Annotated in this window: 13 protein-coding genes; 6 read left to right on the top strand and 7 right to left on the bottom strand. The window is 47.2% G+C overall.

Annotated elements, in window-relative coordinates; translation table 11 throughout:
• Positions 1–74: 74 nt before the first annotated feature.
• The 5 genes from DW085_RS12940 to DW085_RS12925 form a co-directional block, all read right to left on the bottom strand.
• The gene (locus DW085_RS12940) at positions 75–908 is read right to left on the bottom strand and encodes a type II CAAX endopeptidase family protein (RefSeq protein ID WP_118492994.1); all 834 of its coding nucleotides are present in this window, start codon (positions 906–908) and stop codon (positions 75–77) included.
• A gap of 650 nt (positions 909–1,558) precedes the next feature.
• A complete protein-coding gene (locus tag DW085_RS19875; RefSeq protein ID WP_243034029.1) occupies positions 1,559–1,786 on the bottom strand; it encodes an ATP-binding protein in 228 nt (75 codons plus the stop codon).
• 132 nt (positions 1,787–1,918) lie between these two features.
• Positions 1,919–2,410 carry a PD-(D/E)XK nuclease domain-containing protein gene (locus DW085_RS20625; protein WP_347475090.1) on the bottom strand — a complete coding sequence of 164 codons (492 nt, stop codon included), beginning with the start codon at positions 2,408–2,410 and terminating at the stop codon, positions 1,919–1,921.
• Positions 2,410–3,591, bottom strand: a complete 1,182-nt coding sequence (locus tag DW085_RS12930; RefSeq protein ID WP_347475089.1) for an AAA family ATPase — start codon at positions 3,589–3,591, stop codon at positions 2,410–2,412. The genes DW085_RS20625 and DW085_RS12930 overlap by 1 nt, the downstream gene beginning before the upstream one ends.
• 274 nt (positions 3,592–3,865) lie before the next feature.
• Positions 3,866–5,866 carry a LacI family DNA-binding transcriptional regulator gene (locus DW085_RS12925; protein WP_118492992.1) on the bottom strand — a complete coding sequence of 667 codons (2,001 nt, stop codon included), beginning with the start codon at positions 5,864–5,866 and terminating at the stop codon, positions 3,866–3,868.
• A 376-nt stretch (positions 5,867–6,242) separates the two neighbouring features.
• Here DW085_RS12925 and DW085_RS12920 point away from each other — a divergent pair, with 376 nt between their 5' ends.
• From DW085_RS12920 to DW085_RS12900, 6 genes are all read left to right on the top strand, one after another.
• Positions 6,243–7,271, top strand: a complete 1,029-nt coding sequence (locus DW085_RS12920) for a sugar ABC transporter substrate-binding protein (RefSeq protein ID WP_118492991.1) — start codon at positions 6,243–6,245, stop codon at positions 7,269–7,271.
• Between the two features lie 99 nt (positions 7,272–7,370).
• Positions 7,371–8,879 carry a sugar ABC transporter ATP-binding protein gene (locus tag DW085_RS12915; protein WP_118492989.1) on the top strand — a complete coding sequence of 503 codons (1,509 nt, stop codon included), beginning with the start codon at positions 7,371–7,373 and terminating at the stop codon, positions 8,877–8,879.
• On the top strand, positions 8,879–9,724 hold the full coding sequence (locus DW085_RS12910; protein WP_347475088.1) for an ABC transporter permease: 846 nt from the start codon (positions 8,879–8,881) through the stop codon (positions 9,722–9,724). Before DW085_RS12915 ends, DW085_RS12910 begins: the two co-directional genes overlap by 1 nt.
• Positions 9,718–9,864: a hypothetical protein gene (locus DW085_RS20620; protein ID WP_347475087.1), complete on the top strand. Its 147-nt coding sequence runs from the start codon at positions 9,718–9,720 to the stop codon at positions 9,862–9,864. Before DW085_RS12910 ends, DW085_RS20620 begins: the two co-directional genes overlap by 7 nt.
• A gap of 36 nt (positions 9,865–9,900) precedes the next feature.
• Positions 9,901–11,376, top strand: coding sequence for a glycoside hydrolase family 32 protein (locus tag DW085_RS12905; RefSeq protein ID WP_022360665.1), 1,476 nt, complete (start codon positions 9,901–9,903; stop codon positions 11,374–11,376).
• 97 nt (positions 11,377–11,473) lie between these two features.
• The gene (locus DW085_RS12900; RefSeq protein ID WP_182427361.1) at positions 11,474–12,427 is read left to right on the top strand and encodes a carbohydrate kinase; all 954 of its coding nucleotides are present in this window, start codon (positions 11,474–11,476) and stop codon (positions 12,425–12,427) included.
• A 122-nt stretch (positions 12,428–12,549) separates the two neighbouring features.
• On the opposite strand, the gene DW085_RS12895 is transcribed toward DW085_RS12900, so the two are convergent.
• Together DW085_RS12895 and DW085_RS12890 are read right to left on the bottom strand one after the other, a co-directional pair.
• Positions 12,550–14,304, bottom strand: coding sequence for a [FeFe] hydrogenase, group A (locus tag DW085_RS12895; RefSeq protein ID WP_118492987.1), 1,755 nt, complete (start codon positions 14,302–14,304; stop codon positions 12,550–12,552).
• The gene (locus DW085_RS12890; protein ID WP_118293944.1) at positions 14,298–16,139 is read right to left on the bottom strand and encodes an NAD(P)-binding protein; all 1,842 of its coding nucleotides are present in this window, start codon (positions 16,137–16,139) and stop codon (positions 14,298–14,300) included. The genes DW085_RS12895 and DW085_RS12890 overlap by 7 nt, the downstream gene beginning before the upstream one ends.
• Between the last annotated feature and the right edge of the window lie 317 nt (positions 16,140–16,456).

Genomic DNA, 16,456 nt, shown 5'->3' with positions numbered 1-16,456 from the left:
TCAATATATTATATATCACTATAAACTGCATAAAAACACAAATAAAAAATAAACAAGAAATATATTATATATCACTATAAACTGCATAAAAACACAAATAAAAAATAAACAAGAAACCACACGGTACTAAATATTTCTTTATATTTTTCTTTGTCTTTTTTTATAGTAGCTAAATCAAATCGATTTATATAGTATTTATGAGTTTGAATCTTAAAAGCTTTTATGATAACAATTAATAAAACTAATAAGCCCGCATATAAAACTAAAATGTTTGAATACGATAGTCGGCTTATGTTTTCAATTAGACTGGCAGTATTTATAATTATATGCAACATTATTGAACTCTTCAAGTTATTCGTAACAACATAAATAATACCTAAAAACACACCTGCAAATATAACATATAGACTACCTTTAAAGTGACCTATTGCAAAAACAACCGCAGAAACAATAATTGCAAATTCGTCTCCATCCTTTCTTAATTGTTCTAATAAAATTCCCCGATATATTATTTCCTCAACAATTGGTCCTAATATTGCATACGAGAATGCATCTAACGTTGTAAGCTTGATATTAGGATTATTAATTAAAAAACTTTTCAACAATGGTATCTGCACCGCAACATAACCGATTAACCTATATAATACCCCAAAATATACAATTAATAGAACTATACTTACACGTAATATGTTTGTTTTTCTTTTAGTAGTATCAAATTTTAGAATCATATTTTTACATATAAAAATAATTGGTAGTAAATTCATTATAATCATCCAGAGCACTGAAATCAGAATCTGACTGTCTATTCTCAAATATTGAAATAATTTTATTGGTATAAAAGCTGTTAAATGAAATAACAAACAAAAAACACAAACCATGTTCACAATTCTTTTTTCTTGATTACCCATATCCGTCTTGCGTGATAATTATAGATGTAAATTACCACTCTTCCCTTTCTTTTATATTATAACACTTTGGACTTTTTAATTTTATATAGATTGTGACTGCTTTATAAAAATATATTGTTGTTGACTTTATATAAATTATTTATCACTTTATTATCAAAGCCTTTTGGGAAACATTCCCCCCTATGTTTACCTTATATTTCCTGAAAAAGAACTGTGACGGCGATGAATAATCCGGTGTTCCTACCAGACTTACAATGTTACCTCACAAGAATATTCATTCGGTACATTTCCTGATGATCAAAATTCTTTAGCTTATATACTGATAATTATAGCACAATAGAGCCACCAATCCAGTTAATGCAGAGCCGAAGTTCCAAGCCCTTTCAGCCTGGAATGGTGGCTTTCAAAATCTGGACAATAGGCTCAACTAGAACCTGTAGAATCATATGCGGAAGACTACGTCATGCAGTAACTTGTTTTTTTGTCAAGTACTTTTCCCTGAAAAAAGCGTCGAAATTCCCTGTTTTCATCAAGGAATTTCCTTACTTTTGGTGGGTACTGATTATGCATCCCGGCGCATGAGGGCGTGTTCCATGCGGTAGCTTTTGCCCTCAAAGCTCAGCAGGTGTCCATGATGAGCGCGATCATGGCTATCGCCATCTGGTCATCCGTGAATATACCATCCAATTTAGAAATTCCAGGTTTGTAGTCAATATCAGACTTTTACTCTCATAGCTGTCAGATATGACTCGGAACAGGCGCTGCGATCCATCCTTGTCCACAGGAACATATCCCCATTCATCCAGAATGAGCAGATCAAGACTGCGCAGATCCCTGAGAAGCCGTTCCGGTGTCTCATTTTTTCGGGCTTCTGCCAGCTTCAGAACAAGCTCCGTGACGGTATAAAATTTTGTCTTGTAGCCGAGATTTCACTATAAAATAGGATTATCGACCAGCGTATTTGTAAATGCGACAGCCCCCCTATTTGTGTATAAAAACAGATGACAGCATTATTTACCTATCCCCTTTACCATACACCGTTTCTTGAAGAAAGAAATTCCATAACAGAAAATTTCATCATAATTTCCCTCAAATTCTTTTGCATACATGCGTTCATCGATCTGGCGCAGGGCATTGTCACAGTCATCGCTGAGTTTTTTCAATGTTTTCGAATATTTCGCCTCAAAAATCGCCATTCGTCCACCGTGCAGATCATATACAATCACATCGCTTCGTCCTTCACCGTGTTCACGGTTTGATTCTACGACATATCCGGCTCCGGCAAAAATTCCGGCTAAAAAGGCGTGATAAAAATCTTCTTTATAATCATGGTAGCTGATTGTCATACGCAGCAGGGCATTCATCTCCTGTGTGAGCAGGTCGGTGTTGCCGTGCCATACAGCACAAAATAATTGTTCCCGATTCCAGGTTTGGGCGCTGTCGTTAAACCATTTTAGAATGGTACTTTCGAAGATTTCCCGGATTTCGGCATTCGGAATCATCAGGCAGTTAAACCATCAGGAAGATTATCGATGCGAGCCTGTGTCAGGTAGCCGGTGAGATACAGGATACTCCACAGATTATCTTCGGAGGAATGGAGGTAATCATATGTCAGATTTTCCTCCACATGCTGGAGAATATAACCGCCAGACAAAAGAGTCTCCAGTTTCATTGTGATATTGCTTCCGGCATAGTCGATGAAAGAACGGATGATTGCATTATCACTGGTATTCTTCCAGTAGCCGATGGGTTTAGCCTGTGGCTTTTTCTGGCAGTCGAGGAGGTAATTCATCACATCCCATGGACAATAGACATCCGAAGCACCGAAGTGATAACCGTCGTACCAGTCTTTGATTTGAGATGCTCGTTCAATCATGCCGGCATCTGAAAGAAGTTTCTTCATATCGACCTGGGTAAATCCAAAATATTCATCCAGTGACGAAGATGAGATTGTATCAGAAACAAAGTTGTTGGTTCCTGTAAAGATACTTTCCTTTGCGATTTTCAGACAGCCGGTAATGGTGGCAAAACGCAGGGTGCTGTTATCTTTCAGTGCTGTACTCATGAGAGATTTCATCAGTTCCAGCATCTGTGGATAATAACCATTTGCGCTGGCTTTGGCAAGCGGTACATCATATTCATCCAGAAGCAGAATGACGGGCTTCTGGAAATGTGCCTGCATCATACGCATCAAGAGCAGAATGCTGGTTTTTAACATAGTATCCGTCGGTTTCCCATCGACAATATCGGCAAGCTGTATAAACTCTTTCCGATCATTTTCATTAACCGAAGGGCTGTCTGCCAGATAGCTGTGTTCATTGCAGAGACGGGCAATCTGGGAGCGGAGCATATCCCTGGCAGAAGCATAATCCAGTCCGTCTACATCCTTAAAGGTCAGAAAGAGCGTCGGAAATTGATTCATCCATGCCTGGCATAGATCTGGACGAGATTCGATTTGAAGTCCGGTAAAAAGATTCGGGCTTTTTTTTCGAATATCAAAAAAATTGGCAAGCATACTCATCGCCAGTGTTTTTCCAAAACGACGCGGGCGGGTAATCAGGGTAACTTCCGAGTTATTCGTCAGAAGATCAGCGATCAGCCCGCTTTTATCAATATAATAATAGCCGTCTTCGCGCAGCTTTTTAAAATCAGAAATACCAACAGGGATTTTTAGGGGTGCCATCGATGATGCTCCTTTCTGAAGATACGGAATTGTTACGAATAACTTTATCATATCATGGGGGGAGGGGGTTGGCAAGATTTTAAAAGAAAGCGGGATGCGCCCATATCCGGAAGAGGTGTATAGGTTTGGAAAATAACTACTGACCCATCTGCTTCTCCCGTTACTGTTCACACACGTGTGCCCAGCAACGGGATTTTGCCGATGCTGCGCATTCCAAATCGGCAAAATCTGCTGTCGGAACTGTATCGTACGGAATTTTCAGTTCAGAAAATTCCTACCTGTGAACTGTTACCTTCTCCCCCAGCTCCTCCGGCAGTGCCTCAAAGAAAATATCCTTCCAGGCACGTTTCAGCTGTTTTTCATGAACCACATAGGGCTGCACGCCGATATATTTGGGGACGTTATTGCTGACAAGGGATTTGGCGACTGCAAGAGCAGCCGCTTTTCCCTGGTCATATGGTCTCTGGGTGCTGAGTCCTTTTACAAATCCTTGATTCATTTCTTCTGCAATCTCAAAATCCAGATCTGTGGTAAAGACAGCAATATCTGTCCGGTTCAAAGCTTTCAGGGCCTTGATGGCGAGCAGGGCGGGGCGGTCCCAGCTCACATAGAGCGCCTGGATATCCGGGTGCTCGTTTATCATCTCATAGCATACCTTGTAGGCATTTTCAATTTGAATAAATCCCTTTCTGGCAGTGATTTCAATGTCGGGATAGGATTCCCTTAATATTTTTTCGGCACAGTTATCACGCTCGGTAGTGCCGTAAAACATGGCGCCGTGGATGATGAAGCCGACTTTGGCGTGCGGTTTTTCTTTCAGGTATTCGCCGATCATGCGCCCTGTATTGGTGCCATTTTCCCGCTCATTGACGGAGATACAGGAGACGTAATTGTTCCGGCTGAAATTCTGCGGGACATTGCTTAAAAAGACCAGCCGCGTTATTTTGGACAATTCCTGAAATGCCGGACCCGTCTGGACATCGTCGGTGGGGATGGCGATGACGGCGTCCGGGTGTTGCATTTTGATGCTTTCGAGCTGCATATTCTGGAGGGCAGGATCAAAATGGGCGTCCATGGTGGAAATAATATCGATTCCGTACTGTTCCAGTTCATCCCGGATGCCTTTCTGATGCAGGGCAGCCCAGGCGGTTCCAGTGTAGTGGAAGGAGATGGCGACGCGGTAATTTCCAGTTCGCAAAAGCTGTTTTTCCTCCTTGGAGAGGCGGATGCTGTCCGGGGAGACGGCGTGTTCACCGAGCGGACCGTTGTCGATGATCCGGGTGGAATCACGCAAAATCAGCTCTACATCTGCATAGCGGGTCAAAGGCGCGCCGGAGAGGTGGTTGATCTCGTCAAAGAGTGCCTGCGAGGCGAGTTCTGCCATCTGGTCGATGTCCCGGTGGATGCAGGATAGCGGTGGGGCGGTCAGCTCGCACCAGAGCATATCGTCAAATCCGATGATGGAAATATCGCGCGGACAGTCTTTTCCCAGCTCACGCAGCGCCTTGAGAAGAAACATAGTCAGCCGGTTTCCTCCGGCGATGATAGCGGTGGGGAGATACCGGGTGATGCTTTTCTGAATATTCAGGCTGATGGTATCAATGGACTGATACAGATTGATCTCCGCGATGCAGGAACTGCTCAGGGTATGGTTGGCGGAGAGAAGCGCCCGCTCATATCCGGCAATCTTGTCCTGTTTGGCGAGGCTGTCTGTTTTTTCGACCAGAAACAGCACATTTTCGTGTCCGCTCTCAAAAAAATAGGAAGTAGCGGAGTGAAATGCTTTGGTGTAATCAAAAAGAATCCGCGGTGTGACATCGTCATCGATGAATCGTTCAACACAGACAAACGGGATACCGGATTCATAGAGAAATGAATAGGCAGCCGGATTGCTGCTTGCCGGGGAGAGAAAGATGCCGATGGTCTTGGCACTGGAGATTAAGTTTTGCAGGATGCTTTTCTCCTCTTCCAGGCTGTCGTTGGTGACGGCGGTGTAAAACTGATAGCCCTGGCTGGTCGCGTAGGACTGCAGCTGATTGCACAGATCGCAGTAGAGCGCGCTCTTAATATTTGGAAAGACAGCGACAATCTGTGAACTGCGTCCGCTGCGGATTTTACGCACCTTTTTTTTGATTTTTTCAGAATATCCACTTTCTTCAATAATAGCTTCGATTTTATCTACCAGTTCCGGGCTGACATAGCGCGTATGGTTGATAACATGGGAAACGGTGGCGATGGAGACGCCTGCCTTTGCGGCGATTTCTTTGATGGTCATAAAACTCCCCCTTGCTGGTACGGATTTAGTCCGGCGGTTCCTGCGCGGCTGGATTTGGATTTGCCGCAATTTTATATTTCTGTTTTTGATTATAGCACAAAAATTGGGGTAAAACGATACGATGAATGAAATTTACGTAAAAAATTAAAAGGAACGGTAGAAATGCATAAATATCAATAAAACAGGATGAATATATCGCTGAAATTAGTGCAATATGCCACAAGAGTATTGACGAAAGGGCATGGAATAGAGTAATATCTAGATATCAGACAGGGAGACTCCTTCCAGAGAGAAAAATTTTTACGTAAAAAAGAAAACTATAACAATCCGTTTGAAATGCACTAAACAGTGATGAAGTAAGAGGAGGATCAGATTTATGAAAAAAAGTCTTAGATTTACAGCAGCAGGTCTTTCAGTTTGCATGATGGCAGCAATGCTGGCAGGATGCGGCTCTTCCAGCAGTACCGATACAACAGCGGCAGCTGATGCTTCTGAGGCAGCGGCAGATACGCAGGAAGCTGAGGCAAAGACCAGCGATTTATCGTTTGCATTCTGTACGAATACTTTAAACAATACTTTCCAGAGTTCCATTGATGCAAAGCTCAGCGAGCTGTGCAAGGAAAACGGCATTTCCTACACCTGCCTGGATCCAGATTATGATTTAAACAAGCAGCTCAGCCAGTTATCTGACTGTGCAAACAGCGGTTACGATGCAGTGTTTGTTATCCCGGTTGACTCCGCAGGTATTACCTCCGGACTGGCTGAGATTGCAGACGCAGGCATTCCGATTTTCAACGTAGATACCGCGGTCATCGATGATGATATCGAACAGTTCGTGACACAGTTCGTTGGAACCAACGCATACATGGCAGGTCAGTTAGTGGGCGAGCAGATGACGAAAGATTATCCGGATGGCGCAAAGATTGCAGTTCTGGATTTCCCGTCCAATGAAAGCTGCGTGGATCGTGTCAATGGTTTCCTTGAGGGTCTTGGCGATCAGAAAGATAAATTTGAGATTGTAGCACAGCAGGATGGCGGTGCAGCGCTCGATCAGTCCATGGGACTGGCTGAGGATATCATCACAGCAAACCCGGATCTGGAAGCATTCTTCTGTATCAATGACCCGTCTGCCCTGGGTGCGGCAGCAGCTATCAAGGCAGCAAACAAGACCGGCGAGATCGGTGTATATAGCATCGATGCATCCCCGGATGGAAAACAGGCACTCTTAGACGGCGAGTTCACCGCAGTTGCATGCCAGGTTCCGCTTCAGATTGCAGAATATGCATTTGACGCAGCCGAGAAATATGTAGGCGGCGACACCACAATCGATGAGAAGAAAGTATATCTGGATTCCCATCTGGTAGAGAAAGAAGAGGCAGAGAAGACTCTGAACGATTGGCAGTAATGGACTGCGAGGAAGTTTAACAGTTACGTGAAATAAAATAAAACATGGAAAATGCGGCGATGGGGTTCATTGCCGCATTTCTAAAAAGTGGAGGGTTCTATGGGAAAAACAATTCTGGAAATGATAGATATCAAGAAAAGTTTTTCCGGGATCTATGCATTGTCAGGGATCAATTTTTCCCTGGAAATGGGCGAGGTTCATGCGCTTCTGGGAGAAAATGGAGCGGGTAAATCAACGCTTATCAAGGTCCTTGGAGGAATTTATAAACCGGACAGCGGAACAATCAAGATTAATGGTCAGGAAGTTGAGATAAATGGTGTTTCGGACGCCCAGGAGAAGGGAATCGGAATCATACATCAGGAGATCGTCCTGGTTCCGTATCTGACGGTCGCGCAAAACCTGTTCCTGGGACGGGAGATCAAGACGAAATTCGGCACTGTGGACATGCGGGAGACGAACCGCCGGGCAGGCGAGATGCTGGCAAACCTCGGGGTCAATATCCACCCGGATACGCTGGTAGAATCTTTGACGATCGCTCAGCAGCAGATGGTTGAGATTGTAAAGGCGGTATCCTTCGACGGACGGATCATCGTCATGGACGAGCCGACGTCATCCCTTTCCAATGACGAGGTAGAACAGTTATTTGGAATCATTGAGAGATTAAAAGCAAAACAGGTAAGCATTATATATATTTCCCACCGTATGGAAGAACTGTTCCGGATCTCGGATCGGGTTACCATCATCCGCGATGGCGCCTATGTGGGAACGAAAAGAACATCGGAGACGAATGCGAACGAGCTGGTAGCCATGATGGTAGGACGGGAGTTAGAGAGCTTCTATGCCAGAGATTACAACGATCTGGAACATGCAGAAACGGCATTGGAAGTGAAGAATTTAACCTGTGAGGGTGTGTTCTCAGATATCAGCTTCCGGGTAAGAAAGGGAGAGATCCTGGGATTTGCAGGTCTGGTCGGAGCCGGACGAAGCGAGATCATGGAATGTATCTTTGGAGCCAGAAAATACCAGAGCGGAACCATTCTTTTAAATGGAAAGGAAGTTCGCTTCACGACACCGATTCAGGCAATCAAGGCGGGCATCGGCCTGGTGCCGGAGGATCGGAAAAAACAGGGACTTGTCCTTGGTAATACGGTCGGTTTTAACCTCACGCTGGCGTCGATTGACTCTTATATTAACGGAATTGCCATCAGCGACCGGAAATGTCAGGAAGTGATTGATTATTATAAAGAAAAGCTTCATATCAAAGCAGTGGCAGACCGGGTGGAACTGGTGGAAGCGGGAAGCCTTTCCGGCGGAAACCAGCAGAAGATTGTCCTTGGAAAATGGCTGGCAATCAAGCCGGATGTCCTGATTCTGGACGAGCCGACGAGAGGCGTCGATGTCAATGCGAAGTTTGAGATTTATTCTGTTATTAATGAGCTGGCGAAGGCGGGTATCGCCGTTATCATGGTATCCAGCGAGCTGCCGGAGATCATCAATATGTGCGATAACGTATGTGTCATCAAGGCGGGAAAAATGACGGGAATGCTCGGAAGAGAAGAACTGGATCAGGAGAGAATCATGCAGTATGCAGCAGGAGGCGAAGAGTGATGAACGGAAAGAAAAGTACAGCAGGCAATTCGGTACTCTCGGTATTTACCGGAAATACAGGAATTATTGGAGTGCTGGTTATCTTATGTGTGGTAGTCGCACTGGCAACCGATAAATTTTTGACACCGAGCAATATCATTTCAGTGCTCAGACAGATTTCCATTAATACATACATTGCACTGGGAATGACGTTGATTATTATTCTCGGACACATCGATCTGGCAGTTGGCGCGATCGTAGCGATGAGCGGAACTCTGACCGTAGGATTTGTAGTTAATCAGGGACTTCCGATTGGCGTGGCGATTGCGGCTGGCATCATCATCGGTGTTGTGGCTGGTCTGATTGATGGTATGGTTGTATCGAAATTCCGTGTTCCGGCATTTATCATTACGATGGCAATGATGAATGTCTGCAACGGTATCGCGTATGTATATTCGGGCGGACAGTCCACCCGTATTACGGATAAGTTTTTCATTGCAATCGGAACGGGTTATCTGTTTAACATTATTCCGCTGCCGGTTGTCTATATGGTTATTTTAATTATCGTATTTAGTTTTCTGCTTTCTAAAACAAAATTTGGTACCTATGTGTATGCAATCGGCGGAAACCGTGAGGCGGCGCGTCTCTCAGGTGTTCCGATCAAGAAAGTCGAGATCATCGTGTTTACATTGTCGGGCGCCCTGGCGGCGTTTGCAGGTCTGGTTCTGGCATCGAGAATGTATTCCGGACAGCCGTCCGTCGGAAGTGGCTATGAGATGGATGCGATCGCAGCCTGCGTCCTCGGCGGAACCTCGATGGCAGGCGGACGCGGACGTATCAGCGGCACAGTATTCGGCGCATGGTAATCGGTATTATTTCCAATGGTCTGAATCTGATCGGTGTCAGCTCCTACTGGCAGCTGATTGTAAAAGGTCTGATCATTGCCTGCGCGGTTGTACTGGATTCCCAGAAGGGCAATCTGGCACTCCTCAGAAAAAAGAAATGATTCCAAGAGCACATTTAGAAAGGCAAGGAGAGAAGAATGGACTTTTTCAGAAAAATGTCATTTGCGGATTCGACCGGTGACGCGATTCCGTTTTATCACGAAGGTAAATATCATATTTTTTCACTGACATCCCCGCCAGGAACCACGGTATATCCGGCGAGACTGCGTACTACATGGAGCCACTCTGTTTCGGAGGATCTGGTGCACTGGGAGGAGCTGCCGACAGCACTGTATCCGGGCGAGGGCGATGAGCCGGATGCGTCCGGCGTGTGGACGGGATCGGTTATCTACGGCGAAGGAAAATATCACGCATTCTATACGGGTTACTGCCTGACGGCAGAATATCAGCAGACGATCTGCCATGCGACGAGCGAGGATGGTATCACCTGGACGAAGGACGCGGCAAACCCGGTTATCACGCCGATGATAGAGTTATATGAAAAGCTGGACTGGCGTGATCCGTATGTATTTTATAATGAGGAAGATAAATGTTACTGGATTCTGATCTCGGCGAGACGGCTGGATATGCCGGTGACAAGACGCGGCTGTATCGTCCTGTATCGCTCGAAAGATCTGGTAAACTGGGAGTATTATGGTCCGTTGTATTCGGCAGGCAATACGAATTGTCCGGAATGCAGCGAGATGTACAAGATAGGCGATACCTGGTATCTTTCCTATTCCCGCTTTTCCGAGTTTGTCAACACGATTTACCGCACTTCCAAATCTCCGTTTGGACCGTGGAAAAAGCCGAAGAAAGACGGCATCGGCGGACGCCGCTTCTATGCAGCTAAATCCATGCAGGATGACAACGGGCGCCGTTTCTACTTTGCCTGGGCGCATGACCGTGCAGAAAACAGCGACCGCGGCGAGTGGTACTGGGGTGGCACGTTCTGTATTCCGCATGAGGTCGTTGCAACGTCAGACGGACAGCTGGATGTGAAGCTTCCGGAAGAGTATGTAAACTGCTTTAAAGAGAAAGTTGACTGGAAATACCTTCCGGTCATGGGAGAATATAAGCTGTATGGAGATACAACGGTTGAGCTGGATGGATGCGGGACAACCTCGTATGGTTTCCTGGAGCAGCCGGAAGAAAAATTCCTGTTTACCGGCACGGTGATCCCGAAAGAAGCGAATGATTCCTTCGGAATCCTGTTGAAATCCGACTGGGAGGCAAGCGGCTGCCTGTTCTTAGAGTTTGATGTGGCGATGCAGCGAGTATCCCTTCTGTCCCTGCCGATGGGAGTTGACCCGTTCTGGGAGCAGTCCTGTCAGGCAGTTCCGAAGGCAACCGAACCGGGACCGGATGGCGTTCGGGTGGCTGAGAAGACCTTTGAGATTAAAGATGGACAGGCAATTGATGTAAAGATTTCGGTCGATCATGATATGGTTGAGGTGTTCGTGGGCGAGCAGGTGGCGTTTACCTATCGTATTTTCCGGAAACCGGAGTACGAGCTCGGTCTGCTGGCGCAGGACGCGAAAGTAGAATTTGCAAATATCGCGATTCGGAAGTAAAATTCCTTGTGAGAGACGAACGGATGTGGCTGTCCGCCTGTGAGAGGGCTGGATGGCGGCGCCATTGATATAACTTGTAATACGGAGGATGATTCGTATGAGAATAAAAACAGACATCACAGCGCTGGGAGAGCTTCTGATTGATTTTACTCCAGCAGGCGTTTCACAGCAGGGAATGCGTCTGTTTGAGCAGAATCCGGGAGGTGCGCCGGCCAATCTGCTGGCGGCGGCTGCGAAATTTGGAAGGAAGACAGCATTTATTGGCAAGGTGGGTAAGGATATGCACGGCGATTTCCTGAAGGAAACCCTGATCCGGGCAGGTATCAATACGGACAACCTGATTCAGGATGAAAAGTATTTTACCACGCTTGCATTTGTAAGCCTGAAAGAAAACGGAGAGCGCGAATTTGCCTTTGCGAGGAAGCCGGGGGCAGATACGAATCTGTGCATGAAAGAGATCGATCCGGAGATCCTGGAAAATACGAGAGTATTTCATGTCGGTTCCCTGTCGCTGACCGATGATCCATCCCGGACGGCAACCTATGAGGCGATCAATATTGCTAGAAACAGCGGTGCGGTGATTTCCTACGATCCGAACTACCGGGCGGCGCTCTGGAGTGATCCGGAGACTGCACAGCTTCGGATGCAGTCGCTGATTCCCTATGTAGATATGATGAAGATTTCGGATGAAGAAACCTCGCTTCTGACCCCGTATCAGGACCCGGAGGAAGCGATTCAGTATCTGCTCCGTCAGGGGGTGCACCTGGTGGCAGTGACGCTCGGAAGAGATGGCGCCCTGATCGGCAATGAAAATGGAATCGTAAAAGCGGAGGGCTTTTCCTCCCATGCGGTCGATACAACCGGCGCTGGTGATTCCTTCTGGGGAGGTTTTCTCGCTTCCTATCTGCAGGAAGAAACCTCGCCGGAACACCTGACCCGGGCGCAGATGATTCAGTTCGGCAGGGTCGGTAACGCAGTGGCAAGCCTGTGCGTCGAACGCCGCGGCGGAATCTCGGCAATTCCAGAGATGGAGGAGATTGAGGAGAGCTGAGAGGGTAAAAGAAAAGATAGAGTAAGTAGTCGGCAACTAGCTTGGATTGGTCAAATGTAAATAACACAAAACCCCAGAGAGCGGCAACTCTCTGGGTTTTGTTGTGTAACCGTTTGGACACATTAATACTCCTCCACATGCAGTAAATGATGCGCACGATCGGACAGTGGAGCTTTTAAATATTCGTCATACAGTGTCTGAACAGCCTGGTTTTCATGGCTGAAGCGGATTGCACTGTTTGTATCGTAAGCGCGCAGGCAGTGATCCCGGTCTGCACAATCCTTCGGCTTATTCTGGAAGGATGGACGTAAAGGCTGGCCGCCGCCGTTGATACATCCGCCCGGGCAGGCCATGACTTCCACAAAATCATAGTGGCATTCGCCGCGTTTCATCGCCTGAATGAGGCGTCTGGCCTCTCCGAGGCTGCTGAGTGCTGCACAGTGCAGTTTCACGCCCTTGATATCGATCTCCAGTTCCTTAAAGGAACCGATCTGGCGCAGAACCTTCAGTGGACTCTGTTCGCCGATCTCCGGATTTTCACCGGTTACGGTGTGGTAAGCGGTACGAAGAGCTGCTTCCAGTACGCCGCCGCTGGCACCGAAGATAACACCGGCTCCGGTTGCTTCGCCGAGAGGATCGTCAAAATCGCACTCCGGAAGTCTGGATACATCGATATGATCGGCCTTGATGAGACGGCATATCTCGCGGGTAGTCAGAACATAATCAATATCCTGTCCGGTTCCGGCACTGTCCATGCCCGGAAGTGTCAGCTCGCGCTTCTTGGACATACAGGGCATGATGGATACACAGGTGATATTTTCCGGTGCAATGCCTTTTTTCTGAGCAAAATAAGTTTTGATGACAGCGCCGAACATCTGCTGCGGGGACTTGGCAGTGGAAAGCTGCGGCAGAAGCTCCGGATACTGACTCTTTGCAAAACTGACCCAGCCGGGGCAGCAGGAGGTGAACATAGGCCAGCTGTATTTATCCGGCTGCTGTAAGCGGGCTAAAAGTTCGTTGCTTTCCTCCATAATGGTCAGGTCGGCTGCAAAGTCAACATCGAATACATAGTCAAATCCAACGGATTTTAAGGTGGATACGAAACGTCTGTCAGTAGCAAATTCCGGCGAAAGACCAAATTCTTCACCCCATGCGGCCCGGACAGCCGGAGCGACAACCGCTACGGTTACCTTGTCATCATTTGCCAGTTCACCGTGGATACCATTGATGGCTTCCACATCATCTCTCTCCTGCAGAGCGGCAGTCGGGCAGTGGGTAACGCACTGTCCGCAGAGAGAACAGTCGGATTCTTTGATTTCCAGATTGTGGGAAACATCGACGGTTGTATGGGAACCGGTTCCGGACACATCCCAGATATTTAAGGTCTGGATCTTGTCGCAGATCTGGACGCAGCGCATGCATTTGATACATTTTCCTGCATCACGGATCAGTGGGAAAGTAGAAGTCCAGATCATTTCCGGATATTCGTTTTTATAACGGTCAACGGTCAGGTTCAGATCACTTGCCACCTGTTTTAATTCACAGTTGGAACTGCGCACACAGGTGGGACAGTTAGTGTGATGCTGGGAAAGAAGCAGTTCCACGTTGATCTTGCGGGCTTCGCGGACTCTGGGGGAGTTTGTGAGAATCTCCATGCCTTCCTGAACCTGGTTGTTGCAGGAGGTAACGAGATGGTGGATTCCCTTCACTTCTACAACGCAGACACGGCAGGCACCGATCTCATTGATATCTTTCAGATAGCAAAGATAAGGAACGTGAAAACCGTTGTCGCGACAGGCGTCCAGAATCCGGGTTCCTTCTGGAACCTGCAGTGGTATATTATTAATTTTGATGGATACAAGATTCGTATTTACCATGATGTGGTCCGCCCTCCTTTGAAGTTTCCATAACCGAAGTGATCACAGCGCAGGCAGCGTCTGGCTTCCTGGCCAGCCTCCTTGAGGCTCATGCCGCATTCGGTAAGTGTAAAGTCACATTTGCGTTCTCCGGCGGGACGCTCTGTCAGGTTGACACGTCCGCAAGGAGTACGGTCGGAGAGATCCGGTTCCGGAATCTTCACATCGCAGGTAATCTCGTGGTTGTAGCCGAGATACTGGTCGATGTTGGCTGCGGCTACCTTGCCGGCAGCGATTGCACGGATCACGGTTGCCGGTCCGGTTGCACAGTCGCCTCCGGCGAAGATACCCGGCATATTCTGAATGGAGGTCCATCCGGTTGCCTGGATGATGCCCCATTTTGCGTCGATACCCTGTTCTACGAAGTAACGGCTTTCGATGCCCTGCCCCACAGCTGCGATGACGATATCACATTCAACCGGGATAGAGTCGGTGCCGATAGCCTTCGGTGAAGGACGTCCGCCGCGGATTTCTCCCGGCATCTGCTGGCTTACCCAGAGAGCTTTTACCTGGCCGTCCTCGTCTGCTTCAATCCGTTCCGGTGCGTAAAGTTCCATGATCTCTACGCCTTCAGCCATGGCACTTTCAACCTCTTCCGGAAGAGCTGTCATATCAGCTTTGCGGCGTCTGTAGGCAACTGCCACCTTGTCTGCACCCAGGCGGACAGAAGAACGGGCTACGTCCATGGCTACGTTGCCGCCGCCGATGACACAGACCTTCTTTCCGGTAAGATCCGGATATTTGCCGTCGCCGATAGCACGGAGGAATTCGACAGCGGAGATAACACCGCCGGCATCTTCTCCCTCAATACCAATCTTTTTATCACTATGAGCGCCGATGGCGATGTAGATAGCATCATATTCTTTGCGGAGTTCATCCAGAGACAGCTGTCCTGGATCGTTTCCGACCGAAGTTTCAAGACGGACTTCCACACCGGTTTCCAGAATGACATTGATATCATCCTGCAGGCGCGCTCGTGGCAGGCGGTAGCTTGGAATTCCGTACAGCAGCATGCCGCCGAGTTTCTTGCGTTTTTCAAATACAGTGGTCTGATGTCCCATCAGCTGCAGATAATAAGCAGCGCTCAGGCCGCTGGGGCCGCCGCCGATGATCGCGATGCGCTTACCGGTGGAGGTTGGACAGACCGGTGCCGGTACATATCCTGCCATATCCACAGCTACACGTTTGATACCGCGGATATTGATAGAATTATCCAGCATGTTGCGGCGGCAGCGGGACTCACATGGATGTTCGCATACCAGCGCACAGGCGGTTGGGAATGGGTTATCCTTGCGGATCAGGCGGACTGCATCGGCATAGCGTCCTTCACCGGTCAGGGCGATGTAACCCGGAATATCAACTCCGGCCGGGCACAGAGCTACACAGGGAACCGGCTGATCAAGATTACTGCGGCAGCGGCTGTGTAAGATATGTTCCATAAAATCCTCTTTGAAACCGTCCAGTCCTTTTAAAACCATCTGGGCAGCGGTATAGCCGATGGCACAGTCAGCCGTGCTTTCGATGACACGGGCTGTTTCCTCCAGCATGGTTAAATGCTTCATGGTTCCTTTTCCGTTCAGGATGTCTTCCAGAAGATTGGAGAGCTGCGCGAGACCGATTCGGCAGGGAACGCATTTGCCGCAGGTCTGTGCATGGCACATTTTTAAAAATGCAGCGGTCAGGTCGACAGGACAAAGACCTGGCGGGCTGGCGATGATGCGCCGTTCCAGATCCTTGTAAAGCCCTTCTACGACATTCTGAGCCTCGCTGTTAGTAGGTATAACGAGTCTGCTCATAAGGTGTAAACTCCTTTCATAAATGTGAAATAAAATGCGTTATATTTTTCGATGCAATTATGTGTTTACTATAACATAAAACGAGCGAAAAATACAAGATATTTATTGCAAAATATCTAAAAAGAAATGAAAGTGAGGTAAAAACAGATAAAATAGATAAGAAAGATAGGTATAAAGTGTGAAAAAATGTTGAATATATAGCTGCGGTAATTTCATGACAATTAAAAAGTGATGAAATTGTGGATTGCTCGCAATTAAAATATCATATTTATGAAAATCACAACCATATATATGAAAATAATAGGGCGAAAATTCTA

It is taken from the genome of Clostridium sp. AF50-3 (assembly GCF_003477445.1).
Lineage (GTDB): Bacteria > Bacillota > Clostridia > Lachnospirales > Lachnospiraceae > Otoolea > Otoolea fessa.
Note: the sequence above shows the minus strand (reverse complement) of the source record. Positions and strands in the feature narration are given on the sequence as shown.